Origin of the sequence: Streptomyces sp. NPDC021622, assembly GCF_040640795.1 — a bacterium.
GTDB lineage: Bacteria > Actinomycetota > Actinomycetes > Streptomycetales > Streptomycetaceae > Streptomyces.
Window position 1 is genome coordinate 144,371 of sequence record NZ_JBFACK010000022.1, and the last position, 24,829, is coordinate 169,199.

Genomic DNA, 24,829 nt, shown 5'->3' on the forward strand with positions numbered 1-24,829 from the left:
CGATGAGTTACGGAAATGATCCGTTTAGCCGTTTCAAGGTAACGGTTGGCGAATTTCCCCTTGATTCCATTGCTGCGCGCGCTGCCGGGAAAGTGGCGCACACGCAAAATCAGTACAAGGCTCTCCAAGAGTTCGCTCTGACGCTTCTACCGGCGGCGAGCAATTCTGCATGCCGGGCGCTGGCCTTGATGTTCCGCAGTTTGCCCGATGGTGAATTGATTGTGGACATTGGAATGTTGGCAGTCCACCCTAACCCGTGGCCTCGGTGTTTTGCGGCAGTCGCTTGGTCGCGCAATCCTCGGAGGTGGCCCGGTCTTGGAGAGCGGCTAGCTGCTGACAGTGATCCTGGTGTGCGATTGGCGCTTGCCAGGGCCCTGAGCGAAGATGGCCCGGAACGGGAATCAATTATTCGTCTGTTGCGTGAGGACTATAGGCGCGATATCCGAAGAGTGGTTGAGCATATTTCGGATTCAGTTGTGCAGTGAACCTTGATCCGATAGATTTCCTGCTCCGCCGTTTTCCTAGTTATGGAGAACGAACGAGGTCAGTGTCCGTGCTGACGGCAACGCTGACGGCAACGACAGCACACGAGGGCGGTCGATCACGTCTCCCAGCGACCGCTATGAAGAGCGGCGGAGCCCTCTCGCACGGCACCGCCCCAACCTACGGATCAGAAGGTTGGGGCCGAGCACCGGAGACCCGCACCACAGCCGCACCGGATCGAGCAGGGAACCACGGGGAATCACGGTTCCATGATGAGCGCCAACACGGGCCTGCCCTGCTGCTTGCTCTGGTCCGCGAGCACAACGGTCACAAATCTCATGCCCATCGGGGCGTTGCGCACCAGTCTCCGGCTATGGCGAGCACGACATGCGGATGGTGCGGACGGCTGGCTCACATGACACCGGTCGCCAACTGCCGCCGGCTGGTCCTCGCCCACGGGTGGACCGACTTCAAGCCTACGAATGATTGGGACGACGCACCTTCTGATCTCTGGGACCATCCTCAGGCCCAGCAGCCACGATGGCTTCCCCCGGCGAAGTCCAACAGAACGTTCCCAGATGTCCCCGCAGCGATCGAGTCGCTCGCGGTTGAGGCACACGACTGTCTGACCATCATGGCTGACCGAGCTGCGGTGGCACTTGCCCGTGCAGTGGTCGAGGCGTCCGCGAAGGAAAGGGGTGTCACCAGAGGGAGCCTGATCGCGAAGATCGATGAGCTCCACCAACTAGGGCTGCTACGCGGGCACATCAAGGAAGCAGCACACGAGGTGCGCTTCGGCGGCAATGAGGTAGCCCATGGCGATCTCACCCCCGTTGATCACGAGGCGGCCGAAGAAATCTTGACACTCATGGATGAGGTGCTGAACGACCTATTTCAGTCCCCGGCTCGCGTGGCCCGTGCCCGTCAGCGGCGCCTGGAACGGTCCCAGGCAGGCCCTGCGTCGGTGAACACCACCGCGTCAGAAGGACAGCCCAGCACCTGAGCTCCTGACGCAGCGCTCACGGCAAGGCTCCACGGACCATCGCAGCCGCTCAGTGGTGCAGAGGTCGCGTGCCACAACCGTGCCAGATGCAGGGGCCCCAACAGTTGCGGGTTCGACCAACTGGGCTTCGGGGCGCTGCTGTACGCGAAGTAGAGCGCGTCTCGCCGTTGCCGCTCGTGCGGATCTCGCCTGGCTCAGATCTGACTGGGATTCCGGACGCTGTTCGATGACTCGCACAGCCGTTGCTATGCTCGCGCACCGCACTTCGTCGGCACGGGGGCCACCAGTGCGTGTGCGGAGCCGCGCAAGGACAGAGAGAGGTCACCCGTGGGGACAGCCGTCGACGACGCAGCCGCCGCGGAGTTCCATGACTTCTTCGAGCGGCACTACGCCGAACTCGCCCGTCTCGCCCACCTGTTGACCGGCGAGAAGGACGCCGCGGACGATCTGGCGGCGGACGCCCTGGTCGCGCTCTGGCACCGCTGGGACCGGGTGCGGGCCGCCGACCACCCGGCCGCGTACGCCCGCGGTGTCGTCGCCAATATGGCGCGCAGCCGCATCCGCAGCGCCGTCCGGGAGCGCCGCAGAGTGGCTCTCTTCTGGGGGAGGCGCTCGGAGGACGTGGACGACCCCGACGTACCGGCGGTCGTTGACGTCCAGGAGGCGCTGCGTACGCTGCCGTTCCGCAAGCGGGCCTGTGTGGTCCTGCGGCACGCCTTCGACCATTCGGAGAAGGACACCGCCCTCACCCTCGGCATATCGGTCGGTACGGTGAAGAGCCAGACGTCCAAGGGAATGGCGGAGCTGCAACGGCTCCTGGGCGACCGTGCCGCGGCGCAACTCGTGGGAGGGAGGCAGTGATGGACGACGTACGCAAACAGCTGCGCGATGCCGCGGCCGAGCATCGCCCCGACCGGGAGCGGATGCTCGCCCGGGTCGAGCGCGGCATGGAACGCGACGCCGCCCCGGGTGCCTCGTCCCGCGGCAGGCCGCCGCGGCCCGCTCCCTGGCTGCGCATCGCGGGCGCGACGGCCGCCGTGGCCGGAGTCCTCGCGCTCGGCGGTTACGCCGTCGCGTCCGTGGTCGACGGCGATGAGCCGTCCCGCACCGTCGGCACACCCGCCGCCCCCGACACCCCGGCCGACCCGCGGCCCTCCGTATCGACGCCGGACGACGCCACGGCCGAACCGGACTCGCCCGCCGAGCCCACGCGCCCGTCGGACAAGCCCACGAAGAACGCGCCGGACGGGGAGGAGGGCTGGGGAAACACGGACCAGTCGCCCAAGAAGACTGAACCCCCCGCCGCCACACAGCCGTTGGCCCCCGACGCCAAGGGTGTCGAGGACGGCTACCTGTGGAGCGACGGCTCCATCGACCCGCAGAGCAACGACGTCTGGGCGCGGAGCACCCTCACCTTCAAGACGGAGAAACCCCTCACCGCGCTCTCCGTCGAACTGCGCGTCGCACAGACCGGCGGCGTCGCCGACACGGGCAACTGGTGCTCCCTGCCCGCCGATGACTTCTCCGTCTCGGTACGCGAGACGGGCGGCGACCTCGTCTACAGCTGGACGCTGAAGGCGGGCCGGACCGTGCCGGCGGGAGAGCATGTGTTCGCGGGCCAGTACGACCACGCCGAGGGTGGCAGGGACGCGGGCGACGACAGCTACGCCGCGGAGGCGACCGCGTCGAGTCAGCAGGCGGCGGTGCGCGGCGACTTCGCCCGCACGTCGTAGGAGGCTTCGCCCGCACCTCGTAGGCCTCGGCAGGAAATTCCCGCACAGCGGCAACCTTCTTCAGCCGGGCGGAGACCACCAGACGCAAGGTCATCCCCCCAGTGAAAGAACGGTCCCCATGACCACGCAACGAGCCGAACTGCGCAAGAGCCGCAAGCGCCGCCTCACCCGCCGCCGCGTCGTGGGCGCGGCGAGCGGCGCGGTCCTGCTGACCGGCGCCGCCGTCGGCGCCAATGTGATGCTCTCCCCGGCGGGCGCGGCCACCGCCGCCGCCGCCGACTGGCCGACCCCCACCGGCGACAAACCCGTCACCGAGACCATCGAGGTGTCCAGCACCTTCGACGGTGAGCTCCAGCGCTTCTACGGCAGCGGAGACCTCGGCGGCGACGGACAGGAGGAGGGCCAGGACCCGATCTTCAAGCTGAAGGACGGCGCGGTCCTGAAGAACGTCGTGCTCGGCAAGCCGGCCGCCGACGGCGTGCACTGCTCGGGCAGCTGCACCATCGAGAACGTGTGGTGGGAGGACGTCGGCGAGGACGCGGCGACGTTCAAGGGCACATCGGCGAGCTCGACGTACACGGTGACCGGCGGCGGCGCGAAGCAGGCCGACGACAAGGTCCTCCAGTTCAACGGCGCTGGCACTCTGAACATCACCGGATTCCAGGTCGCGGACTTCGGCAAGCTGGTGCGCTCCTGCGGCAACTGCTCGACCCAGCACAAGCGCACGATCACCATCGACGACGTGGACGTGACCGCGCCCGGCAAGTCCCTGGTCGGCATCAACACCAACTACGGCGACACGGCAACCCTGAGCCGGATCCGCATCCACGGCGACGACGACAAGAAGATCGAGCCGTGCATCCGCTACACCGGAAACGACTCGGGCGACGAGCCCGAGGAGACGGGCAGCGGGCCTGACGGGACGTACTGCAAGTACAGCGCGTCGGACATCAGCTACCAGTAGCCGGTTGGACTCGGGCCACCAGCGACCGGACGACGGTCACTGGTGGCCCGACGGGCGTCACGCCGTCTGCGAACGGAAGCCGTGGCCGAGTTCCGCACCCCCGAGGCCGAAGTAGTGCCGGAAGTTGTAGATCAGGGGACTCCAGGCCGCGGGGTCGATGTGCTGGGTGCCGGGGACCACGATGGACGGGGCGGCGTGTACGCGGACGACCTCGCACTCCACGATCCGGAAGCCGGCGTCGGGTCCCGCGGGTGCGATGCCCCGCACCCTGGCCTCCAACTGCAGCGGGCACTCGGCGACGCGCGGCGGCCCGACCGCCTCCGAGGCCCGCGGGTGCAGTCCGGCGGCGGCGAACTTGTCCGGCTCGTGGCGGTAGACCCCGCGCTTGGCGGCCGGTACCGGGTCCGCGCCGGTGAGCGGGGCGAGGCGCTCCACCGCCGCCCAGAGGTCAGGGGAGGGGAGGTTGATGACCAGCTCCGGGCGGTCCGCGAGATTGGCGGCGGTGTGTCCCTCCGCGCCCAGGCCGAGGACGACGGTGTGGCCGAGCGCCCAGGCCGAGGAGATCGGCGCGAGGTTCGCCGTGCCGTCCGGGTTCTCGGTGGTCAGCAGGGCCACGGGGGTGCCGAAGTAGAGGATGCTCGGGGATATGGAGAGGTGGTCGCCTGCGGCCGTCATGGCTGTGGGCTCGGCGGGCGCGGCCGGTTCCTGAGTCGTGGTGCTGTTCATGCCGCAGAACGCTAGGGCGCCGACACCTCGGTGGGCGCCGAAGTGTCGTCCCGCGACAATGGCTGCCATGAGCCAGCCCGTACCCCAGCCTCAGCACCGCCCCCAGAGCCTGTCGGCGGACGGCGTCGTCGCCCCCGACCTCGCATCGCTGGCCGGTCTCCTTGCCGATCGCACCCGCGCTTCGATGTGCCTGGCCCTGCTCGACGGCCGCGCCTGGACGGTCACCGAGCTGGCGCGGCACGCCGGGGTCGCGCCGTCGACGGCGACCGGGCACCTGCATCAGCTCGTCGCGGGCGGGCTGTTGGCCGAGGAGCGGCAGGGGCGGCACCGGTATGTGCGCCTCGCGGGATCGTCCACCGCGGAGATGATCGAGAGCCTGGCCTCGCACGCCCCGCTGCGGCCGGTACCGGTGCGCTCGCTGTCCGACGCGCACCGCCGCCGTGCCCTGTCCTACGCCCGCTCCTGCTACGACCACCTGGCGGGCACCGTGGCTGTCGCGATCACCGACGCGATGACCGAACGGTCACTGCTGACCTGGGACTACGGTCCTTCACTGAGTGAGTCGGGCAAGGCGTGGCTGCGCGACATCGGCGTGGACGACCACCGGCCCCGCGGCTCCCGGCGCGCCCATGTGCGCACCTGCCTGGACTGGACGGAGCGGCGCCATCATCTGGCGGGGGCGGTGGGTGCGGCCTTCTTCCAGCGCGCACTCGACGACGGCTGGCTCGCCCGCAGGGGCACCACCCGCGTCGTCACCGTGACGGACAGGGGACACGACGTGCTGCGGGAACAGCTGGGCATCAGCCCCGACACCCTTGCTCAGGGGGAAGTCGCCGACGTGACCTCCGCGAGCAGCCCGGCAACGAACGCGCGGAGCCCCTGGGGGTAGATGTCCCGTGCGGCCAGCGCGGCCCATCGCACGCCGATGGCGGCCAGGCGGGGCACCTGGGACGGGTCCAGGTCGTCGCGGTAGGCGAAGGGATGGCCTGCGGCATGCCGGCGGGCTGAGTGGGCGCGGACGAGCACCTCGCCGACGGTGTAGTACCAGAGGCTGCGGAAGACGTCGACGCTCTGCTCGGGTGTGCATCCGTGGTCCTCGGCTCCGGCCACGATGGCTTCGACCATCCACATCGCCGATTCGTCGAGCAGGCCGACGAAACCGTCGGCCGACAGGACTTCCGCGGCCCATGGCCAGGCGGCGAGCGCGTCGTGCAGCGCGGTGGCGGCCACGACGATGCGCTCCCGTGGGGCGCCGGGCAGTTGGGGGCGCTCGATCCGGGCGACGTGGTGATTGAGCAGCAGGAGCAGCAGATCGTCCTTGCTCTGGATGTGGTGGTACAGGGTCGTCGCCCCGATGCCCAGCTCGGCGGCGAGCCGGCGGATGGTCAGCTTCTCCCAGCCGTCCCGGTCGATCAGCTCCCGGGCCGCCGTCAGGATCTGCGCACGGGACGTCACGGGCGGGCGGCCGGTGCGGCCCTGTGGTGCGGGAGAACGCGGTGATGCGGGCGATGCGGGCATGGCCCCATCATGCCGTCCCGCCGCCTTCCGTCGCGCGGCCGGTGCGGGTTCCACCCCTTGCGAGCCCTTGCGAACCCTTGCGAACCCTTTCGAGGTCGACAGAGGGCACCCTCGATGTTACTTTCGGAACGCGTTCGGAAAGTCTTGGAACAGTGTCGACAGCAGTGCCGAGAAACGGGGTCCGTGATGACGAACAGAGCGAGAACAACAGGGAGTTCAGGTGCCGGACCAGGCCTTACGCTCGCCGCGGTGGCCGTCGTGCAGTTCATGGTGTCCCTCGACCTGTCGGTCGTGAACCTGGGACTCCCGCAGATCGCCGCAGGACTCGGCTTCAGCGCGACGGGCCTGACCTGGGTGATCCACGCCTACGCCCTCACCTTCGGCGGGCTGCTCCTGCTGGGCGGCAAGGCCGCCGACCGCTACGGCAACAAGCGGGTCCTGCTGCTCGGGCTAGGCCTCTTCGGCCTCGCCTCGCTCGCCGGGGGCTTCGCCCAGGAGCCCGGCCAGCTCGTCGCCGCCCGGGCCGCGCAGGGCATCGGGGCCGCCGCGCTGGCACCGGCCGCACTGGCGCTGCTGACCTCGACGTTCCCCGCGGGCCGGGCCCGCATCCGGGCCTTCGGGGTATGGAGTGCGATGAACGCCGCCGGAGCCGCCCTCGGTGTCCTGATCGGCGGCCTGCTCACCGAGTACGCCGACTGGCGCTGGGTGATGTTCGTGAACGTACCGATGGCCGCGGGCGCGCTGGCCGTGGCCTGGCGGGGCGTCGCCGCGGGAGAGCCGGCCGCGCGCGGAGGGCGTCCGGACGTGCTCGGCGGCGTCCTGGTCACGGCGGGCATGACGCTGCTTGTGTTCGGCGTCGTCCGCACCGATCGGTACGCGTGGACCTCGTCGGTCACCCTGACCACGCTGGCGGCCGCCGCCGCGCTCCTCGCCGCGTTCCTCCACGTCGAGCGGACCACCACCCGCGAACCGCTCGTCCGTCTCGGCCTGTTCGCCAACCGCTCGGTCGCCGGCGCGAACGCCTGCACCCTGCTGATCGGCGCGGCCATGGCCTCGTCCTTCTACTTCGTGTCCCTCTACGTCCAGCAAGTCCTGGGCAAGGGCCCGGCGTCGACCGGCGTCATGTTCCTGCCGCTGGCACTCGGAGTGATCGCCGGATCCGTGCTCGCCGTGAAAGTCGGCTACCGTCTCGCTCCCCGCACCCTGCTGGCCTGCGGCGGCCTGCTGACCGCGACCGGGCTCGCCTGGTTCGGCCTGATCAGCCCTGACGGCGCCTTCCTCACCGATGTCCTGGGGCCCTCGATCGTCGCCGGCGTCGGCTTCGGGCTCTGCCTCGGACCGGCCGTCTCCCTCGCCACGGCCGGTGTCGCGCCCCACGAGGCCGGAACCGCGTCGGGGCTGCTCAACAGCGCACGCCAGATCGGCGCTTCGCTCGGACTTGCCGCCCTCGGCGCCGCGGCGCACGACCGCACCGGCGCGACCACCACACCCGAGACGCTCAACGACGGATACGCGCTCGGCCTCACCCTCGGCGCCGTGCTCCTGGCCGCCGCGGCGCTCGTGGCCCTGGCCGTCCTGCCTCGCCCCGTCGCACCGGCACGCGTCGCGGAGACCGACGACCGCCTGACCAAGACAGGAGGACGATGAGCACCATCGGAGAGGGACAGAACCTGGCGGGGCTGCTTCGCCCGCACGCCCGGAGTTTCGCCGCCGTGGTGATCCTCCAGGTCATCGGCGCCGTCGCGGGCCTTGCGCCGCTCCTCGCGGTCGTCGAGCTGGGGCGCACCCTGTTGTCGCAAGGGCCGGTCGACCGTGGTCATGTCTGGACCGTCGTCGTCGCGGGTGCGGCCGGACTGTTCGTCCGGCTCCTCTTCACGGCCGCGTCCTCGGGCATCGGGCATGTCGTCGACGGCCAGGTGCAACTGACGTTCCGCCGCCAACTGGCCGCGCGCCTCGGACGCGTACCGATCGGCTGGTTCTCGCGGCGCCGCACCGGCGAGCTCGCCAAGGTGGTGGGGGAGGACGTCAGTGCCGTGCACCCGTTCATCGCCCACACCCCCGGCGAACTCGTCTCCGCGTTCGTGGTGCCGCTGGTGTCGCTGATCTACCTGTTCACCGTCGACTGGCGGCTCACCCTGATCACGCTGATACCGGTGGTGCTCGCCGTGGCGCTGGTTCCCCTGATGATGACGCCGAGGCGGCTGCGCGAGCAGGAGGAGTTCGACGCGGCCATGGGGCGGATCTCCAGCTCCGTCGTCGAGTTCGTGCGGGGCATCTCGGTGGTCAAGGCGTTCGGCGGATCCCGGCGCGCCCACCGCACGTTCCGCACCGCCACGGACGATTTCGTCGGTACGTTCCACCGCTGGGTGCACGGCATCTCCCGGATCGCCGCGGGGATGCAGCTGGTGCTCTCGCCGCCGTTCGTCCTGCTCGTCGTGCTCATCGGCGGCACGGCGCTGATCACCGGCGGTGAACTGGCCCCGGCCGACCTGCTGCCCTTCCTGCTCCTCGGCCTCGGCCTGACCGCCCCGGTGGCGGCCCTCGGCCACGGCTTCGACGAGTTGCAGGCCGCCCGCCGCGCGGTCGGCCGGATCCGGGACGTGCTCGCGGTGCCTTCGCTGCCGGAGCCCGCGCGGCCGGTCGCACCGCGGGGACACCGCGTGGAGCTGCGTGACGTCCGGTTCGGCTACGAACCCGACCGCGAGGTGCTGCGCGGGATCGACCTGGTCCTTGAACCCGGCACGGTCACCGCGGTCGTCGGTCCCTCGGGCAGCGGGAAGTCCACGCTGGTCCAGCTCCTTCCGCGGTTCTTCGACCCGACCCACGGCGCGGTCGTCATCGGCGGCGCCGATCTGCGCGAGCTCGGCAGCCGGGAGCTCTACCGGACGGTCTCCTTCGTCTTCCAGGACGTACGCCTGCTGCGCGCCTCGGTCGCCGACAACATCGCCCTTGCCGTACCGCACGCCGACCGCGACGACGTGGTGCGCGCCGCCCGCCTCGCCAACATCCACGACCGGATTCTCGAACTGCCCCGCGGATACGAGTCGGTGATCGGCGAGGACGCCGGCCTTTCGGGCGGCGAGGCACAGCGGATCTCGCTCGCACGCGCCCTGCTCGCCGACACGCCCGTCCTCGTGCTCGACGAAGCGACCGCCTTCGCCGACCCGCAGACCGAACGCGCGGTGCGCCAGGCCCTGGCGGCGCTTGAGGGCGAGCGGACCATCCTGGTCATCGCCCACCGCCTGGAGACCATCAGGGACGCCGACACCGTCGTGCTGCTGGCCGACGGTGAAATCGTCGAGCGCGGCAGGCCCGCCGAACTACTGGCGCACGGCGGGCAGTTCGCCGACTTCTGGCAGACCCGCCGATCGGCCGTCGCCGACGGGACCGAAGCCCTCGCCGGCGTACCGCAAGGAGACGAACCCCGATGATCCGCATGCTTCTGCGCGTCCTGGGACGCGAGTACGCCCGGCCGGTCCGACGCACCGTTGCCCTGATGACCGCGACCGCCGTCGCCGAGGGCCTGTCGTACGCACTCCTGGTCCCCGTGCTGCGGGCCCTGTTCGGCGGCACGCCCGACGACGCCTGGCCCTGGCTGACCGCGTTCGGGGTCGCGATCGCCCTCTACGGCGCACTGCGCTACCTCAGCGATCTCTCCGGCTTCCACGTCGGGACCACGCTGCTGCGCGGCATGTACCACCGGCTCGGCGACCATCTGGCCCGGCTGCCCATCGGCTGGTACGGCGCGGGCCGTCTCGGGGAGGTGTCGGTCCTGGCAAGTCGCGGCGTCCTGCAGGCGATGGCCGTGATCGCGCATCTGCTCGCACCGTTCATCTCCGCAAGCGTGACCCCGCTGACGATCGTCGTCGTGATGCTTGCCTTCAACTGGCAGATGGGGCTTGCCGCGTTGGCCGCCGTACCGATCGTGGCGGCGATCCAACTCTGGACGGGACGCTCGACGGCCGCGGGCGACGCGGAGCGCGCCGAACGCGACGACGAGGCCACCGGGCGGGTCATCGAATACCTTCAGGTCCAGCCGGTGCTGCGGGCAGGCGGCCGCACCACGGAACGCTTCCGGCTGCTCGACGACTCGCTGCGGGACGTCGAGCGCGCATCCCGCCGCTCCACGCTCGCGGCGCTGCCCGGCGCGGTGGGCCTGACCCTCACGGTGCAGGCGATGTTCACCGGCATGCTGGTCCTTGCCGCCTACCTCGCGCTCGACGGGGCCACCGGCGTGCCGGAGATCCTGACGATCCTGGTCCTCGCCGCCCGCTGCGCGGATCCGCTCCTCTCCCTGACGGACATCGGCGGCAAACTCCGCGGCGCGCGTTCCGTGCTGGTGAAACTCGACACGGTCTTCGGAACCGAGCCGCTGCCGGAGCCCGTCGATCCGGTTCAACCGGCGGGCCACAGCCTGGAGCTCGTGACCGTCAGCTTCCGGCACGGTGAGCGCACCGTGTTCGACGGCGCGTCCCTGTCCGTGCCCCAGGGGCAGCGGCTGGCCGTCGTCGGCCCCTCGGGCGCGGGCAAGAGCACCTTGCTGCACCTGCTCGCGCGCTTCTACGACGTGGACGCGGGCGCGGTGCGGGTGGGAGGCGTGGACGTGCGCGCCATCGACACGGAGGTGCTGATGGCGCAGATCGCCTTCGTCTTCCAGGACGTCTATCTCTTCGACGGCACGATCGAGGAGAACGTACGCCTGGGCCGCCCCGACGCCGACGCGTCCGAGGTCCGTGCCGCCGCCACCGCCGCGCGCCTCGACGAGGTGATCGAGCGCCTGCCCGGTGGCTGGGCGACGAACGTCGGCGAGGGCGGCGCACTGCTCTCGGGCGGTGAACGCCAACGAGTCTCGATCGCACGAGCACTCCTGAAGAACGCGCCCATCGTGCTCCTCGACGAAGTGACCTCCGCACTGGACCCGGTCAACGAGGCCGCCGTCCATGAGGGCATCGAGCGGCTGATGGCGGGCCGCACGGTCGTGATGGTGGCGCACCGGATGCGGACCGTCGAACGCGCCGACCGCGTCGTCTTCCTGGACGGCGGCCGCATCGTGGAGGAGGGCAGCCACGACGAACTGCTGCGCGGCGGCGGCCGCTACGCCGACTTCTGGAACATCTCCCTGGCGCCGGCGGCGATGGAATGAGCCGGGCGCGCCGTCACTTGTTCTGTTCGTTCCACTCGGCCTGAGCCTCGTTGAGCTGCTCGGCGAGGGTGTCGAGGAAGTCCTTCGCGGACATCTTGCCGAGCAGGACCTTCTGGTAGTTCGGCTCGTTGTCGGCCTTGCTGATGGTGTTCCAGTCGGGCAGGTGGTACGGCAGTTGCACGATCTTGAGGGAGCCGTCGTTGAGCGCGGCCGCGGCCAGCTTCGTGGGCTCGGCCTCGTTCACCCAGGCGTCCTTGGAGGCCGCGGTGTTGGCGGGGATGGCCCCCGCCGACCTGTTCCACTTGCTGTTGGCCTCGTGCGAGGCCGCGAACTCGATGAACTTCCAGGCGGCCGCCTTCTTCTTGCTGGACCTGAACAGGCCGAGCCCGTCGACCGGGTTGGACACCTGGACGCGTACGCCCTGGTCGGTCATCGGGTTGGGCAGGCCGCGGAACTTGCCCTCACCGAGCGCCTTCACATGGTCCGTGTAGGAGCCGAGGTTGTGGCTGAGCATGCCGATCTGGCCCGTGTCCCACTGGGCGTTCATCTTCTTGAAGTCGTTGTTGACGTCGGCCGCGGGGGTGTTGTTCTCGTAGAGCGCGACGTACTTCTTCAACGCCGCCACGTTCTTGGGGTCGTTGACGGTGGTCTTCTCGCCGTCCCAGAACGAGCCGATGCCGGACTGGCCATAGGCCGCGTCGAGCGCCTGCGCGATGGAACCCTCACCGCCGCGCATGGTGTACCCGAACTTGTTCTCGCCCTTGGCGGTGAGCTTCTCGGCCGCCTCGTAGAACTTGCCCCAGGTGGTGGGGGCTTCCAGTCCGGCCGCCTTGAAGAGATCGGTGCGGTAGTACAGCACGCCGTTGCTCGCCGACGTCGGCACCGTGAAGAGCCGGTTGCCGCCGCCCGCCGCGCGGACGCTGTCGACCATGCCCGGATTCAGCCTGCCGTCCAGGGAACTGCCGCTGAGCCGCTCGTCCAGCGGTTCCAGGGCGTTCTGCGCGGAGATCCCGGCGAGCATCGCGGCACCGACGCCGCCGACGTCGGGCAGGCCGCCGCCCTGGATGGCGGTGTCGTACTTGGACTGGACGCTCTCGGCGGGGATCGGCACGTACTTGACGTGGATGTCCGGGTTCTTCGCCTCGAAGTCCTTGATGATCTCCTTCCAGACGTCGGTGCGGACACCGCCGTTGTTGTCCCAGAAGGTGATCTCGCCCTTCCCCGAGCCTTCTTGGCCCTTGTCCCCTCCGGCGCCGCTGCCGTTGTCACCGCAGGCGGTGGCGGTCAGCGCGAGCGCGGCGGTGAGGGCGACGGCGGCCATTGCACGTCGGCTTCTGTTTCTGCTTCTGTTTCTGCTTCTGGGGATGCTGATGTCCATGTCGGCTCTCTTCATTGAGGTGTCTTGAGATGTCCGGGTGTCAGGTGATCCGGAAGCGGGTGAACAAGGCGGTCCCGGCCCCGCCGCGGCCGGCCGGGGCCGTGGCGAACAGGCCGAGCCGTGCGCCGACCCACCGCCACGGCGTCGCCGCGAAGACCTGGCCCGATGGGCGGAAGCCGTCGCCGGTGTCGGCGGAGAAGCGGCAGCGTGCGCCGTCAGCGATGGAGATGCGCAGCCGCGCGGTGCCGTCGGGGGCCGGGCGCGGACGCTCGGCGTCGCGCTCCCGCTCGGCGACGGACTCGGCGAACCGGTGGACGAGACGGACCGCCCCGGCACCGTCGCGTTCGAGGCCGATCCAGCTGAACGCGTCGCCGAGGACGGCAAGACCGGCCCTGGCGTCGGCCGCCGTGCCGTCGAGCCGCAGGCCGACCTCGACGGTGCACGGCACGAGCGGAATGCGCTGGGTCAGGACATGGGGCAGGCGGCGCAGGTCGTGGGCGTCCGCGGACCGTACGCAGGCCAGCCGCAGACCGTCCGCGGCGTGTGAAGTCGCCCAGCCGTCACGGGGGTTGGCCGACCACTGCCACTGGCGGCCGTGGCGTCCACCGGGGAAGTCGTCGTCGGTGGGGGGAGCGGCGAACGGCTGCGGGGGCAGGTCGGGCTTCTTGTGTACGTCGACGGGGGCGCCGTCGGCCCCGATCACCGGCCAGCCGTCCGCGCCCCAGCGCAGCGGCTGCAGGTGGACGACCCGGCCGTACGCGCCGCGCTGCTGGAAGTGCAGAAACCAGTCGTCGCCGGACGGCGTGCGCACCCAGCCGCCCTGGTGGGGGCCGTTGACGGGGGTGTCGCCCTGCTCCAGGACGATCCGCTCCTCGTAGGGGCCGTGGAAGGTCCGGGAACGGAAGGCGCCCTGCCAGCCGGTCGCCACCCCGCCGGCCGGGGCGAGGATCCAGAACCAGCCGTCGTGGCGGTACAGCTTGGGCCCCTCCAGCGTGAACCAGCCGGGGATGTGGTCCGCGTCGACCAACACCCGCCCCTCGTCGAGGAGTTCACGGCCGTCGGGGCTCATGCGGTGACCGGTGAGGCGGTTCTTGATGCCGGAGCGCGACTTGGCCCAGGCGTGCACGAGATACGCCTCGCCGCGCTCCTCGTCCCACAGCGGGCAGGCGTCGATGAGTCCCTTGCCGGCCTTGACGAGATGCGGGGAGCTCCAAGGGCCGCGTATGTCGGGCGAGTTGACCTGGAAAACGCCGTGGTCGGGGTCGCCCCAGAAGATCCAGAACCGGCCGTCGTGGTGCCGGATCGACGGCGCCCACACCCCGCAGTCGTGCCGCGGCGCGGCGAACGCCTCCGCCGGTTCGAGGCGCTCAAGGGCGTGCCCGATCAGGGTCCAGTTCACCAGGTCGCGGGAGTGCAGGAGAGGCAGCCCCGGGGCGCGCCCGAAGCTGGACGCGGTGAGGTGGAAGTCGTCGCCGACCCGGACGACGTCGGGGTCGGGCCAGTCGGCGGCGAGGACGGGGTTGCCATAGGTCCCGTCGCCGAGGTCACCGAGCCCGCCTGCCCCCGTCGCGTTCACGCGGTCACCGCCTTGCGGACGAGCCCCGCGGCCTCGGCACGGCTGGGGCGGCCGTCCGCGACGACGGTGACGACACGGCGTACGACGGTCTCGCCCGGCCCGATCGGCAGGCGCCGCTCGGGCGCGAGCGAGGAGCCGACGCCCGGATACTCGGCGGTCCGTACGAACCACGGGTCGCGCCGCGTCTCGGGAGTCGCCCCGGCGAAGACGAGGGTCCAGCCGTGGCCCGCGAGGGCCAGCCAGTCGGCCGGGGCGCCGTGCACGGCGGCCTCGCCATCGGCGTCCGCGGTGAACACCTCGGGGGCCTGCGCCTCCTTGGGGGCGCGCCAGAAGAATCCCCCGTAGGCGGCGCCGGGGCGGCCGTTGGTGGCGGGGCTGCCGATCGAGATCTCCGCGGCGGCCGGGTTGGTGAGGGAGAACGTGAAGTCCAGCGCCCAGGCGGACGTGGTGAGCGGCGTGACGGCGACGGTGCGCCGCTCGCGCAGCAGCTCGCGCTCCCCGTCGAGCCAGCCGATCTCCTCGACGAAGCCGTCCGGGTCGCGCAGCTTGTACTCCAGGTGGCGCTGTTCACCGTGGTTGTCGAGCTCGGTCGGCCCCTGACCGCGTACGTAGGTGCGCCCGCCCCAGAAGTTGCGGCCCGCGACATCGGCCACGGCGACGCCGACCCCAAGGTGGTGCGGGTGGTCGGCGGGACCGAACTCGGTGACGGGAAGGCCGCCGAAGGTGCGGACGGGATGGAGACAGGGACGCGGGGCGAGCCGCGGGCCGACCGAAGGGTGGATGACGTAGCGGGCGACGGGGCGGCCCGAACAGCGGAGCATGAGCGAGGTCTCGATCGAGGTCCGGTCCATGGGGGTCTTCACCTCGGTGGGTTCTCGGCGGGGGAGGGCTCGGGGGTGGGGGTGTGTGGGGCGGTGGGGTCTGGGGTTAGGGGCCCGTCGGGTGCGGAGTGCGGGGCGGGGCTCCCGTCGGCGGTGGGATGTGTGGTGGGGGTCTGTGGGGCAGGGCTCCCGTCGGCGGAGGGTGCTTTGGTGCGGGTTTGCGGGGTGTGGCCCTCATCGGCGGTGGGCTTTGTGGCGGCTTGTGGGGCGGGTGTCCCTGATGCGGGGTCTGCGAGGGCAGGGGTTTCAGAGGCGGTGGACTCAGCTGCGGAGATCTGATCGGCAGGGGTCCCAGGGTCAGGGGCCGAGGTCGGGGCCGGGACGGCAGGTTCCTGAGGGGCGGCGGGCTGAGCGGTGGAGGGTCCCGCAGCCGGGAGCCGGGCTGCGGGGTTCCCGTCGGCGGAGGGTGCTTTGGTGCGGGTTTGCGGGGTGTGGCCCTCATCGGCGGTGGGCTTTGTGGCGGCTTGTGGGGCGGGTGTCCCTGATGCGGGGTCTGCGAGGGCAGGGGTTTCAGAGGTGGCGGACTCAGCTGCGGAGATCTGATCGGCAGGGATCCCAGGGTCAGGGGCAGGGGCCGAGGTCGGGGCCGAGGTCGGGGCCGGGACGGCAGGCTCCTGAGCGGCCGCGGGCTCAGGGGTGGAGGGGTCCGTAGCCGGGAGCCAAGCTGCGGGGTTTCCGTTCGGCAGTGCCCAGAACGTGCCCAGCTCCGCGTAGCCGCACAGCGTGTCCGCGCTCGCCGCGACGAGGCCGTCGATGCCGTGCACGATCCGGCGCCGCACGCCCTCGTACGCACCGGGCACGGAACGCCACGCCTCGACCGGCAGCGGGCGCGGATCGGGCGCCCGGCGGATCGACTCGACGACCTTCATGAAGGCGCCCGTCGACGCCGGCGGAACCAGCAGCTCGGCGCGGCCCGCGAGATGGTCGACGAGGTTTTCGAGGAGGTCCGTCCGCGCGTGCAGGACCTCCTCGGACCCGTGCCCGGCACGCTGCACGAGCACCCGGTCCTGCTTGTACCAGAGGGTGATGCGGCCCTCCGCGCCGTGGACGATGACGTACGGCTCGGCAGGTCGCTCGGCGCAGAGGGTCGCGGCGACACCGACGCGGCCGCCACGCGCAGTGGTGATCCCCACGAACGACGTGTCGTCGGACTCGATGGCGTTGGCGCGGAACAGCTCGGGGTCCACCCGCACGATGTCCTCCGCCCGCATGGACCCGTCGACCGCAAGGGCGGTGGCGACGGCGTGGGCGAGTGGATTGGTCAGGACCCCGTCCACGACGTCCACGCCGTCCAGGCGGCGCCGCCCGGCCCAGGGCGCGCGCCGGTAGTACGCCTCGTCCCGCACCCAGGCACCCGCCGCACCGACCCCCATCGGCTCGCCGATCGCCCCGTCGGCGACCAGCGCACGCACGGCGGGCACGGCATGCGAGCCGAGCGACTGGAACCCGATCTGGCAGGCCACGCCCGCGGCGGCCACCGCGTCGCCGATCCGCTGGAAATCGGCGTACGAAGGAGCGGGAGGCTTCTCCAGGAGCAGGTGCACGCCGCGCGATGCGGCGGCGACGGCCAGGCCGGCGTGGGCGGGAATCGGGGTGCAGATGACGGCGACGGCGGCTCCGGTGGCGTCGAGCAGGCTCCCGAAGTCGGTGGACTGCGCGGGATCGCCGAGGCCGTCGAGCTCGGCGGGGCTCAGCGGCTCGACCTCGCAGATGCCCACGAGCCGTACCAGACCCGCCTGTTGGAGTCGGCGGATGTTCTCCAGGTGCCATCGGCCGTGCCCGCGCGCACCGGCGAGGACGAGAGGCAGGGGAGCGCTGCTCATCCTTTCACCGCCCCGGCGCTGAACCCCGTGACCAGCCACTTCTGGATGAAGGCGAAGACGATCACGACGGGCAGGGCGGCGATGACGCCGCCCGCGGCGAGCGCCCCGAGGTCGACGCTGTCGGCGCCCATCAGGGTGGCGAGGCCGACCGGGATCGTCTGCTTGTCCTGGTCGGAGAGGAACATCAGGGCGAAAAGGAAGTGGTTCCAGCTGTGTACGAAGGCGAAGGAGCCGACCGCGATCAGACCGGGCCGAAGCAGCGGCAGGACGACGGCGCGGAAGGCGCGGAAGCGTCCGCAGCCGTCGACCCAGGCGGCCTCCTCCAGGGAGTACGGCACGTTCCTGATGAACCCGCTGATGAGGATCATCGAGAGCGGCAGCTGGAAGACGGCCTCGGCGATGATGACGCTGCCGAGCGAGTTGATCATCTGGAGGTTGGCGAAGATCTGGAAGAGCGGCACCAGCATCAGCGCGCCCGGGATGAACTGCGAGCACAGCAGCGCCAGCAGGAAGCCGCGCTTGATCCTGAAGTCGAAGCGGGCCAGGGCATAGCCGCCCGCGAGCGCGACGACCGTCGTCATCAGCATCGACAGGACGCCGACGATGAGGCTGTTCTGGAAGAACAGCCCGAAGCCCCGCTCGGTCCACACCTTGTCGAAGTGCTCGAACGTGATCGGCCACGGCAGCAGCGAGGTCGAGCCCGCAGGGCGGAACGCGAAGAGCAGCATCCAGTAGAAGGGGATGAGGGTGAAGAGGAGATAGAGGCCGAGCGGCAGGTAGATCTGCCGGCGGGGTGCCTCGTCCCAGGCGCGGTGGTGCTGAGTGGCCGTCATTTCTCCTGACCTCCTCCGAACTTGCTCAGGCGCAGATAGACCATCGAGCAGAAGAGGAGGATCACGAACGCGATGGACGTCAGCGCGGAGGCGTAGCCGAAGTCGTGCGAGTCGACGGCGATGGACGCGATGCGCAGCGGCAGCGTCGTCGTCTCACCGGCGGGGCCGCCGCCGGTGAGGGTGTAGAGCAGGTCGACGTTGTTGAACTCCCAGACCGCGCGCAGCAGTGTGGAGAGGATGATCGCGTCCTTGAGGTGCGGCAGCGTGATGTGGAAGAACTGCCGGAAGCGGCTCGCGCCGTCGACCTCGGCCGCCTCGTACAGATCCTTCGACACGGACTGCAGATCGGCGAGGATGAGGATCGCGAAGAAGGGCACGCCGCGCCAGAGTTCGGCGACGACGACGGCCGGGAAGACGGTGCCGGTGTCCGAGAGCCACGATGTGCCGTACGAGCCGATCCCCAGGTCCGCGAGGTAACGGGTGATGCCTGTCTGGGAGTTGAAGATCAGCAGCCAGATCGTCGACGTGAGCACGCCGGAGACGGCCCACGGCGAGAAGACCAGGGCGCGGGCCATCGCACGGCCGATGAAGGTCTGGTTGACGATCAGCGCGAGCCCCAAGCCGAGCAGCAGTTGCAGGACGACCTCGACGGCCACCCACTGGAGGCTGAAGCCGAGCGTCTGCCAGAACTGCGGGTCGTCGGTGAACGCGGTCACGAAGTTGTCGAAGCCCGCGAAGCCGTCGCGCCAGGGCTTGGTGGGGTTGTGGTGGCGCAGGCTGTAGTAGAAGACGCTGACGACCGGGTAGGCGATGAAGCCGAGCATCAGGAGTACGGCCGGCGCGATCAGCAGATACGGGAGGCGGCGCGGGGTCGCTCCCGTCCGGCGCGGGGTAGCTCCCGTCCGGCGCCGGGGCGCACCCGGCGTGCGGCGCCGGGACGGTGGCTGCGGTGGCGCCTTCGCCACAGCTTGGGCCATGTCTGCTTCTCCGTTCTCAGGGTCTGCATGAGGCGAAGCGCTTCGCAGACGTCGTTCGAGATCTCGTACAAAAAAGAAGTCGACGGAAAAGAAGTCGACGGAGGAGCGGCGGGATCAGCCCGCGTACGGGTCGGGGACCTCGCCGTCGCGGGCCAGGAAAGCGAAGTCGCAGCCGGTGTCGGCCTGCGTGATCTGCTCGCTGTAGAGCGCGCCGTAACCGCGCCCGTAGCGCGCGGGCGGCGGCGTCCACGCGGCGCGCCGCCGCTCCAACTCCTCCTCGGACACGGCGAGATGGAGCGATCGCGCCTCGACGTCCAGGGTGATCAGGTCGCCCGTACGGACCAGGGCGAGCGGCCCGCCGACGTGCGACTCGGGCGCGATGTGCAGCACACAGGTGCCGTACGACGTGCCGCTCATCCGCGCGTCGGAGATCCGTACCATGTCGCGCACCCCCTGCTTCAGCAGGTGGTCGGGGATCGGGAGCATGCCGTACTCGGGCATGCCGGGACCGCCGATGGGGCCGGAGCCGCGCAGCACCAGGACATGGTCGGCGGTGATGCCGAGCGCGGGGTCGTCGATGGTGCGCTGCATCGTGCGGTAGTCGTCGAAGACCACCGCCGGGCCGGTGTGCCGCAGCAGCCGCGGCTCGGCGGCGATGTGCTTGATCACGGCGCCGTCCGGGCAGAGGTTGCCGCGAAGGACCGCCACCCCGCCCTCGTCGGCCAGCGGCCTGTCGCGGGGGCGGATGACCTCGGGATTGTGCACGGTGGCTCCCGCGAGCTGCTCGCGCAGGGTGTCGTGCGCGACGGTGGGCCGGTCCAGATGGAGTACGTCGGTCAACTGGGCCAGAAACGCCGGGAGTCCGCCCGCGAAGTGGAAGTCCTCCATGAGGTACTGACCGCCGGGGCGCAGATTGGCGAGCACCGGCACGTTCCGCGCGATCCGGTCGAAGTCGTCGAGCGTCAGGCGTACGCCGCTGCGGCCCGCCATCGCGATCAGGTGGATCACGGCGTTGGTGGAGCCGCCGAGCGCGAGCACGGTGGCGACCGCGTCCTCGTACGCCTCGCGCGTGAGCAGCTTCGACAACTTCACGTCCTGGTGGACGAGTTCGACGATCCGCATCCCGGACGCGGCCGCCATCCGGTCGTGCCCGGAGTCCACCGCGGGGATCGAGGAGGCGCCGGGCACCGTCACGCCCAGCGCCTCGGCCGCGGCGGTCAGCGTGGAGGCCGTACCCATGGTCATGCAGTGGCCGGGGGAGCGGGCCAACCCGCTCTCCAGCTCGGCCAGTTCGCAGTCGCCGATGAGCCCGGCACGCTTGTCGTCCCAGTACTTCCACATGTCGGTGCCCGAACCGAGCACCTCGTTGCGCCAGTGCCCCGGCAGCATCGGCCCGGCCGGCACGAAGACGCCCGGCAGATCGGCGCTCGCGGCCCCCATGAGCAGGGCGGGCGTCGTCTTGTCGCAGCCGCCGAGCAGGACCGCGCCGTCCACCGGATAGGACCTGAGCAGCTCCTCGGTCTCCATGGCCAGGAGGTTCCGGTAGAGCATCGGGGTCGGCTTCTGGAAGGTCTCCGACAGTGTGGAGACGGGGAATTCGAGCGGGAAGCCGCCCGCCTGCCACACCCCGCGCTTGACCGCCTGGGCGCGGTCGCGCAGATGGACGTGGCAGGGGTTGATGTCGGACCAGGTGTTGAGGACCGCGATGACGGGCTTGCCCAGATGCTCATCGGGCAGATACCCGAGCTGGCGGGTGCGCGCCCGATGGCTGAAGGACCGCAGGCCGTCCGTGCCGTACCACTGGTGGCTGCGCAGCTCGTCCGGTCTCATATCGCCCACGCCTTCACAAGCGCCGCTATCTCATCGCGCCGCTCGATGGGCAGCACCCGGCTCGGCGGGCGCACCTCGCGGCGGCACAGGCTGAGCGCGGCGAGTGCCTCTTTGACGACGGTGACGTTGTCCGCGGACTGGTCGGCGGCGCGCAGCTCCTCGAAGCGCCGGATCCGCTCCCACACCTCCATGGCCGCCGGATAGTCGCAGGCCCGCAGGGCGTCGCGCATCCGCAGCGACACCTCGGGTGCGACATTCACCAGACCCGATGTGAAGCCGGTGGCGCCGACGGCCCAGTACGCGGGCGCGTACAGCTCGGCGAGCCCCGCCACCCACACGAAGCGACCGAGCCCCGCGTCCCGCGCGAACGCGGCGAAGGCCGCGGCGTCCGGCGTCGCGTACTTCGCGCCGATCACATTGGGGCACAACTCACCGAGCTCCGCGAGGCGTTGACCGGCGAGACGGGGATTGCGGATGTAGGGGACGACACCGACCTCGGGCACGGCGTCGGCGACGGCACGGTGGTAGTCGACCCAGCCATCCTGGGACACGTACGGATGCACCGGCTGATGGACCATCACCATGTGCGCCCCGGCGTCCCGCGCGTGCCGGGCGGCGGCGACCGCGGTCGGCAGGTCATGGCCGACGCCGGCCAGGACGGTGGCGCCGCTCTCGCCCGCCTCCTCAAGGGTCAACTCGGTGACCAGACGCCGCTCTTCGGGGTCCAGGGCATAGAACTCGCCCGTGTTGCCGTTCGGCGTGAGCGTGCGTACGCCACCGTCGGTGAGCCGCCGTATCAGCGCGCGATAGGTGTCCCGGTCCACGGAACCGTCATCGGCGAACGGCGTCACGGGGATCGCGACGACATCGGCGAGCGCGGAACGCACCCCGTCGAAACGGGAGTTGTCGCTCGGTCCCGTCATGAAGGCTCCCCCTCCGGGAACGCCCGCCGCACGAACGAGGCGATGTGGTCATGGAGTCCGCGCGCCGCGGCTTCGGCTTCTCCCGCGAGCGCGAGCCGCAGGATCTCCCGGTGCTCGGCCGCCTCCTGCTCCCAGGAGTGCAGGGTCGCCCAGGCGACGGCGGAGACCAGGGCCGCCTGGTCGCGCACGTCGTCGAGCATCCGGGCGAGCAGTGGATTGCCGCACGGTGCGTAGAGCGCGCGGTGGAACTCCCGGTTGGCGAGGGAGCGTTCGGCCGCGTCCGCCGCGCCGTCCGCCCGTTCCAGGGCGTCGCGCGCCTCGTCCAGTTGGGCCGCGCCACCCCGGACCGTGCGCCGCAGCGCCTCCGGTTCGAGCAGCAGGCGTACGTCGTAGACCTCCCGCGCCATGGCCGCGTCCACCGTGCGCACGGTGGCGCCCTTGTACTGGCTCATCACCACGAGCCCGGTACCGGCGAGCGTCTTCAGCGCTTCCCGTACGGGTGTCTTGGACACCCCGAACTGGGCGGCGAGCTCGGTCTCGACGAGGGCCTGTCCGGGCGCCAACTGCCCGGTGAGGATGCGGTGTTTGACCGCTTCGAGCACGTACTGCGTGCGCGAGGGGATGGGGTGGGGCGCAAGGTTCATCGATGCTCTCAGTCGTCGTGCAGCCATCGCGTACAGCCGTCATGCACGGCCCTCATGTACAGCCGTCATGTATCGCGTCTCATATATGACGTACGAAGTACGACGCGATGAAGCTAGGGCGCCGACAGATCCGCGTCAATGCCTCGCACAGGAACGCCCGTTCAGGAGCGCGGAGTTGGGGGCGCGCAATTGATCCTCTCCGCGCGGCAACCCTTCGCCGGGCGGCGGCGACAAGGACATGCAAGCCGTCCACTACTGACTGAAGGAAAGAACCGAAGCAATGAACCGGGACATGACTCCACGAGCGAGCCGGCGCGCCAGCCATCGCCGGCGCCTCACCAAGAGCCGTGCCGTCGTCGGCGGCATCGCCGCGCTCGGCGTGACCGCCGCCGCCCTCGTCACCACCTCCATGATGTCGACCGCGGGTGCGGCCACCGCCTGGCCGGAGGCCGAGGGGCAGCAGCCGACCGCCAAGACCATCGAGGTCTCCGGCACTCTCGACGGCGGCCTCAAGCGCTACTACGGCACCGGCGACCTGGGCGGCGACGGACAGGACGAGGGCCAGGACCCGATCTTCAAGCTGAAGGACGGCGCGGTCCTCAAGAACGTCATCATCGGCTCCCCGGCCGCCGACGGCATCCACTGCCAGGGCAGCTGCACGCTGCAGAACGTGTGGTGGGAGGACGTGGGCGAGGACGCGGCCACCTTCAAGGGGACGTCGGCGGGATCGACGTACACGGTCCACGGCGGTGGCGCCAAGAAGGCCGACGACAAGGTCTTCCAGTTCAACGGCGCGGGCAAGCTGGTCATCACGAAGTTCCAGGTGTCCGACTTCGGGAAGCTGGTGCGCTCCTGCGGCAACTGCTCCAAGCAGTACCAGCGGAACGTCATCGTGAACGACGTCGACATCACCGCCCCCGGCAAGTCGATCGTCGGCATCAACACCAACTATGGGGACACGGCCGCGCTGCGGGGCATCCGCATCCACGGCGACAGCGGCAGGAAGATCGCCACCTGCGACCGCTTCACCGGCAACAACACGGGCGCCGAGCCGCCCAAGACGGGCTCGGGCCCCGACGGCAAGCACTGCAGGTTCACCGCCGGGGACATCAGCTACAGGTAGGCCGCGGCTCAGCGCGCCGAGAAGCTGTGCACCGTGCTTGACCGGTAGGTCTCGCCGGGGCGAAGGACCGTCGAGGGGAACGAGGGCTGGTTGGGGGCGTCGGGGAAGTGCTGGGTCTCCAGGCACATCCCGTCGCCCTGCCGGTAGGTGCGCCCCGCAGTCCCGGTGAGTGTGCCGTCCAGGAAGTTCCCGGAGTAGAACTGCACGCCCGGCTCGGTGGTGGCGATCTTCAGGGTGCGGCCCGACTCCGGGTCCCGCAGCGTCGCGAAGTGTTCGGGGCGCTGCGTGATCCCCTTGTCGAGGACCCAGTTGTGGTCGAAGCCCTTGGCGGTCACCAGCTGCTGGTGCGCGGCACGGATGTCCCGGCCGACGGTCTTCGCGCGCCGGAAGTCGAAGGGCGTGCCCGCCACCCTCGTCAGCTCGCCCGTCGGGATGAGACCGGCGTCGGTGGGCGTGAACCGGGCGGCGGCCAGGGCCAGTTCGTGGCCGTAGATGTCGCCGCTGCCCTCGCCGGCGAGGTTGTAGTACGTGTGGTTGGTCAGGTTCACCACGGTGGCCTTGTCCGTGGTCGCCGCGTAGTCGATCCGCCAGTCGCCGCGGGCGTCGATGGTGTACGTCACGGTCACCCGCAGCGTCCCGGGATAGCCCATCTCGCCGTCGGCGCTTGTGTAGTGCAGGCGCAGGCCGACGCCCGAGGGATCCGCGAACGGCTCGACGTCCCACACCCGCTTGTCGAAGCCCTTGGCCCCGCCGTGCAGGCTGTTCTCCCCGTCGTTGACGGAGAGCTGGTGGTCCTTGCCGTCCAGGGTGAAGCGGCCCTTGGCTATGCGGTTGCCGTAGCGGCCGATGAGGGCGCCGAAGAAGGTGGTGGCGGTGAGGTAGCCGTCCAAGTTGTCGAAGCCCAACGACACGTTGGTGTACCGGCCGTGCCGGTCGGGGAGTTCGAGGGACTGGACGATCCCGCCGTACGAGAGGACCTTCAGCCGGGTACCGCCGTTCTCCAGCGTCCAGCGGTACACCTTGGTGCCGTCGGCGAGCTTTCCGAAGAGCTCCTTGGTGGGAGTACGGCCGCCGGATGCGTACGACGTGCCTGCCGCGGCCACGGCGATTCCCGCGGCGGCGGCCGCGGCGAGAACGGTGCGTCTACTGGTTTCCATTGCGGCTCCTAAGAGGGGAGGGGCGCGCCCCGAAGGGGCGCGGGGCTGTGACATGTGCGGCTCCGCCGCGTGGGCGCGACCAGCCAAAGACGGCCCGCAGGTTCTTAACAGCCA

General features: G+C 70.4%; 21 protein-coding genes and 1 pseudogene. 10 read left to right on the forward strand and 12 right to left on the reverse strand.

The features are described 5' to 3' along the window. Positions 1-2: 2 nt before the first annotated feature. From AB0G47_RS35300 to AB0G47_RS35320, 5 genes are all read left to right on the forward strand, one after another. The gene (locus AB0G47_RS35300; RefSeq protein WP_360778344.1) at positions 3-485 is read left to right on the forward strand and encodes a hypothetical protein; all 483 of its coding nucleotides are present in this window, start codon (positions 3-5) and stop codon (positions 483-485) included. A gap of 413 nt (positions 486-898) precedes the next feature. Continuing rightward, positions 899-1,486 (forward strand): DUF4145 domain-containing protein, encoded by a 588-nt coding sequence (locus tag AB0G47_RS35305; RefSeq protein WP_360778347.1) that lies wholly within the window; start codon positions 899-901, stop codon positions 1,484-1,486. 327 nt (positions 1,487-1,813) lie between these two features. After that, positions 1,814-2,347, forward strand: a complete 534-nt coding sequence (locus AB0G47_RS35310) for a SigE family RNA polymerase sigma factor (protein ID WP_360778350.1) — start codon at positions 1,814-1,816, stop codon at positions 2,345-2,347. Then, complete coding sequence (locus tag AB0G47_RS35315; RefSeq protein ID WP_360778353.1) at positions 2,347-3,219, forward strand: hypothetical protein; 873 nt, start codon at positions 2,347-2,349, stop codon at positions 3,217-3,219. The genes AB0G47_RS35310 and AB0G47_RS35315 overlap by 1 nt, the downstream gene beginning before the upstream one ends. Before the next feature lie 118 nt (positions 3,220-3,337). Beyond that, complete coding sequence (locus tag AB0G47_RS35320; protein ID WP_360778356.1) at positions 3,338-4,183, forward strand: pectate lyase; 846 nt, start codon at positions 3,338-3,340, stop codon at positions 4,181-4,183. Positions 4,184-4,240: 57 nt separating this feature from the next. Here AB0G47_RS35320 and AB0G47_RS35325 read toward each other — a convergent pair whose 3' ends face one another. After that, complete coding sequence (locus AB0G47_RS35325; RefSeq protein ID WP_360778410.1) at positions 4,241-4,858, reverse strand: flavin reductase family protein; 618 nt, start codon at positions 4,856-4,858, stop codon at positions 4,241-4,243. Between the two features lie 118 nt (positions 4,859-4,976). Between AB0G47_RS35325 and AB0G47_RS35330 the strand changes: the two genes are divergently transcribed. After that, positions 4,977-5,798 (forward strand): winged helix-turn-helix domain-containing protein, encoded by an 822-nt coding sequence (locus AB0G47_RS35330; RefSeq protein ID WP_360778359.1) that lies wholly within the window; start codon positions 4,977-4,979, stop codon positions 5,796-5,798. Here the strand turns inward: AB0G47_RS35330 and AB0G47_RS35335 are convergent. Beyond that, positions 5,729-6,427, reverse strand: a complete 699-nt coding sequence (locus AB0G47_RS35335) for a helix-turn-helix domain-containing protein (protein WP_360778362.1) — start codon at positions 6,425-6,427, stop codon at positions 5,729-5,731. The two genes, AB0G47_RS35330 and AB0G47_RS35335, sit on opposite strands and share 70 nt — an antisense overlap. A gap of 249 nt (positions 6,428-6,676) precedes the next feature. Here AB0G47_RS35335 and AB0G47_RS35340 point away from each other — a divergent pair, with 249 nt between their 5' ends. The 3 genes from AB0G47_RS35340 to AB0G47_RS35350 are packed head-to-tail and all read left to right on the forward strand — an operon-like array spanning position 6,677 to position 11,570. Further along, the gene (locus tag AB0G47_RS35340) at positions 6,677-8,074 is read left to right on the forward strand and encodes an MFS transporter (RefSeq protein WP_360778365.1); all 1,398 of its coding nucleotides are present in this window, start codon (positions 6,677-6,679) and stop codon (positions 8,072-8,074) included. Continuing rightward, positions 8,071-9,858: an ABC transporter ATP-binding protein gene (locus AB0G47_RS35345; RefSeq protein WP_360778367.1), complete on the forward strand. Its 1,788-nt coding sequence runs from the start codon at positions 8,071-8,073 to the stop codon at positions 9,856-9,858. Before AB0G47_RS35340 ends, AB0G47_RS35345 begins: the two co-directional genes overlap by 4 nt. Continuing rightward, complete coding sequence (locus AB0G47_RS35350) at positions 9,855-11,570, forward strand: ABC transporter ATP-binding protein (protein ID WP_360778369.1); 1,716 nt, start codon at positions 9,855-9,857, stop codon at positions 11,568-11,570. Before AB0G47_RS35345 ends, AB0G47_RS35350 begins: the two co-directional genes overlap by 4 nt. 13 nt (positions 11,571-11,583) lie before the next feature. Here the strand turns inward: AB0G47_RS35350 and AB0G47_RS35355 are convergent, their stop codons facing one another. The 9 genes and pseudogenes from AB0G47_RS35355 to AB0G47_RS35395 form a co-directional block, all read right to left on the reverse strand. Beyond that, entirely contained in the window at positions 11,584-12,948 is a 1,365-nt protein-coding gene (locus AB0G47_RS35355; RefSeq protein WP_360778371.1) for a sugar ABC transporter substrate-binding protein, read from the reverse strand. A 40-nt stretch (positions 12,949-12,988) separates the two neighbouring features. Then, positions 12,989-14,524, reverse strand: coding sequence for a family 43 glycosylhydrolase (locus AB0G47_RS35360; RefSeq protein ID WP_360778374.1), 1,536 nt, complete (start codon positions 14,522-14,524; stop codon positions 12,989-12,991). Then, positions 14,521-15,375, reverse strand: coding sequence for a PmoA family protein (locus AB0G47_RS35365; RefSeq protein ID WP_360778376.1), 855 nt, complete (start codon positions 15,373-15,375; stop codon positions 14,521-14,523). Before AB0G47_RS35365 ends, AB0G47_RS35360 begins: the two co-directional genes overlap by 4 nt. A 716-nt stretch (positions 15,376-16,091) precedes the next feature. Next, a pseudogene (locus AB0G47_RS35370) lies at positions 16,092-17,228 on the reverse strand (Gfo/Idh/MocA family oxidoreductase); the annotation flags it as partial. Then, complete coding sequence (locus AB0G47_RS35375) at positions 17,225-18,061, reverse strand: carbohydrate ABC transporter permease (RefSeq protein ID WP_360778379.1); 837 nt, start codon at positions 18,059-18,061, stop codon at positions 17,225-17,227. The pseudogene AB0G47_RS35370 and the gene AB0G47_RS35375, both read right to left, overlap by 4 nt. Further along, positions 18,058-19,038 carry a sugar ABC transporter permease gene (locus tag AB0G47_RS35380; RefSeq protein ID WP_360778381.1) on the reverse strand — a complete coding sequence of 327 codons (981 nt, stop codon included), beginning with the start codon at positions 19,036-19,038 and terminating at the stop codon, positions 18,058-18,060. Before AB0G47_RS35380 ends, AB0G47_RS35375 begins: the two co-directional genes overlap by 4 nt. Before the next feature lie 114 nt (positions 19,039-19,152). Continuing rightward, a complete protein-coding gene (araD, locus tag AB0G47_RS35385) occupies positions 19,153-20,868 on the reverse strand; it encodes an L-arabinonate dehydratase (RefSeq protein ID WP_360778384.1) in 1,716 nt (571 codons plus the stop codon). After that, entirely contained in the window at positions 20,865-21,791 is a 927-nt protein-coding gene (locus AB0G47_RS35390) for a dihydrodipicolinate synthase family protein (RefSeq protein ID WP_360778387.1), read from the reverse strand. Before AB0G47_RS35390 ends, araD begins: the two co-directional genes overlap by 4 nt. Further along, complete coding sequence (locus AB0G47_RS35395; protein ID WP_360778390.1) at positions 21,788-22,435, reverse strand: GntR family transcriptional regulator; 648 nt, start codon at positions 22,433-22,435, stop codon at positions 21,788-21,790. Before AB0G47_RS35395 ends, AB0G47_RS35390 begins: the two co-directional genes overlap by 4 nt. A 292-nt stretch (positions 22,436-22,727) precedes the next feature. Between AB0G47_RS35395 and AB0G47_RS35400 the strand changes: the two genes are divergently transcribed. Further along, complete coding sequence (locus AB0G47_RS35400; protein WP_360778393.1) at positions 22,728-23,558, forward strand: pectate lyase; 831 nt, start codon at positions 22,728-22,730, stop codon at positions 23,556-23,558. 8 nt (positions 23,559-23,566) lie between these two features. On the opposite strand, the gene AB0G47_RS35405 is transcribed toward AB0G47_RS35400, so the two are convergent. Continuing rightward, a complete protein-coding gene (locus AB0G47_RS35405; protein ID WP_360778395.1) occupies positions 23,567-24,715 on the reverse strand; it encodes an aldose epimerase family protein in 1,149 nt (382 codons plus the stop codon). Between the last annotated feature and the right edge of the window lie 114 nt (positions 24,716-24,829).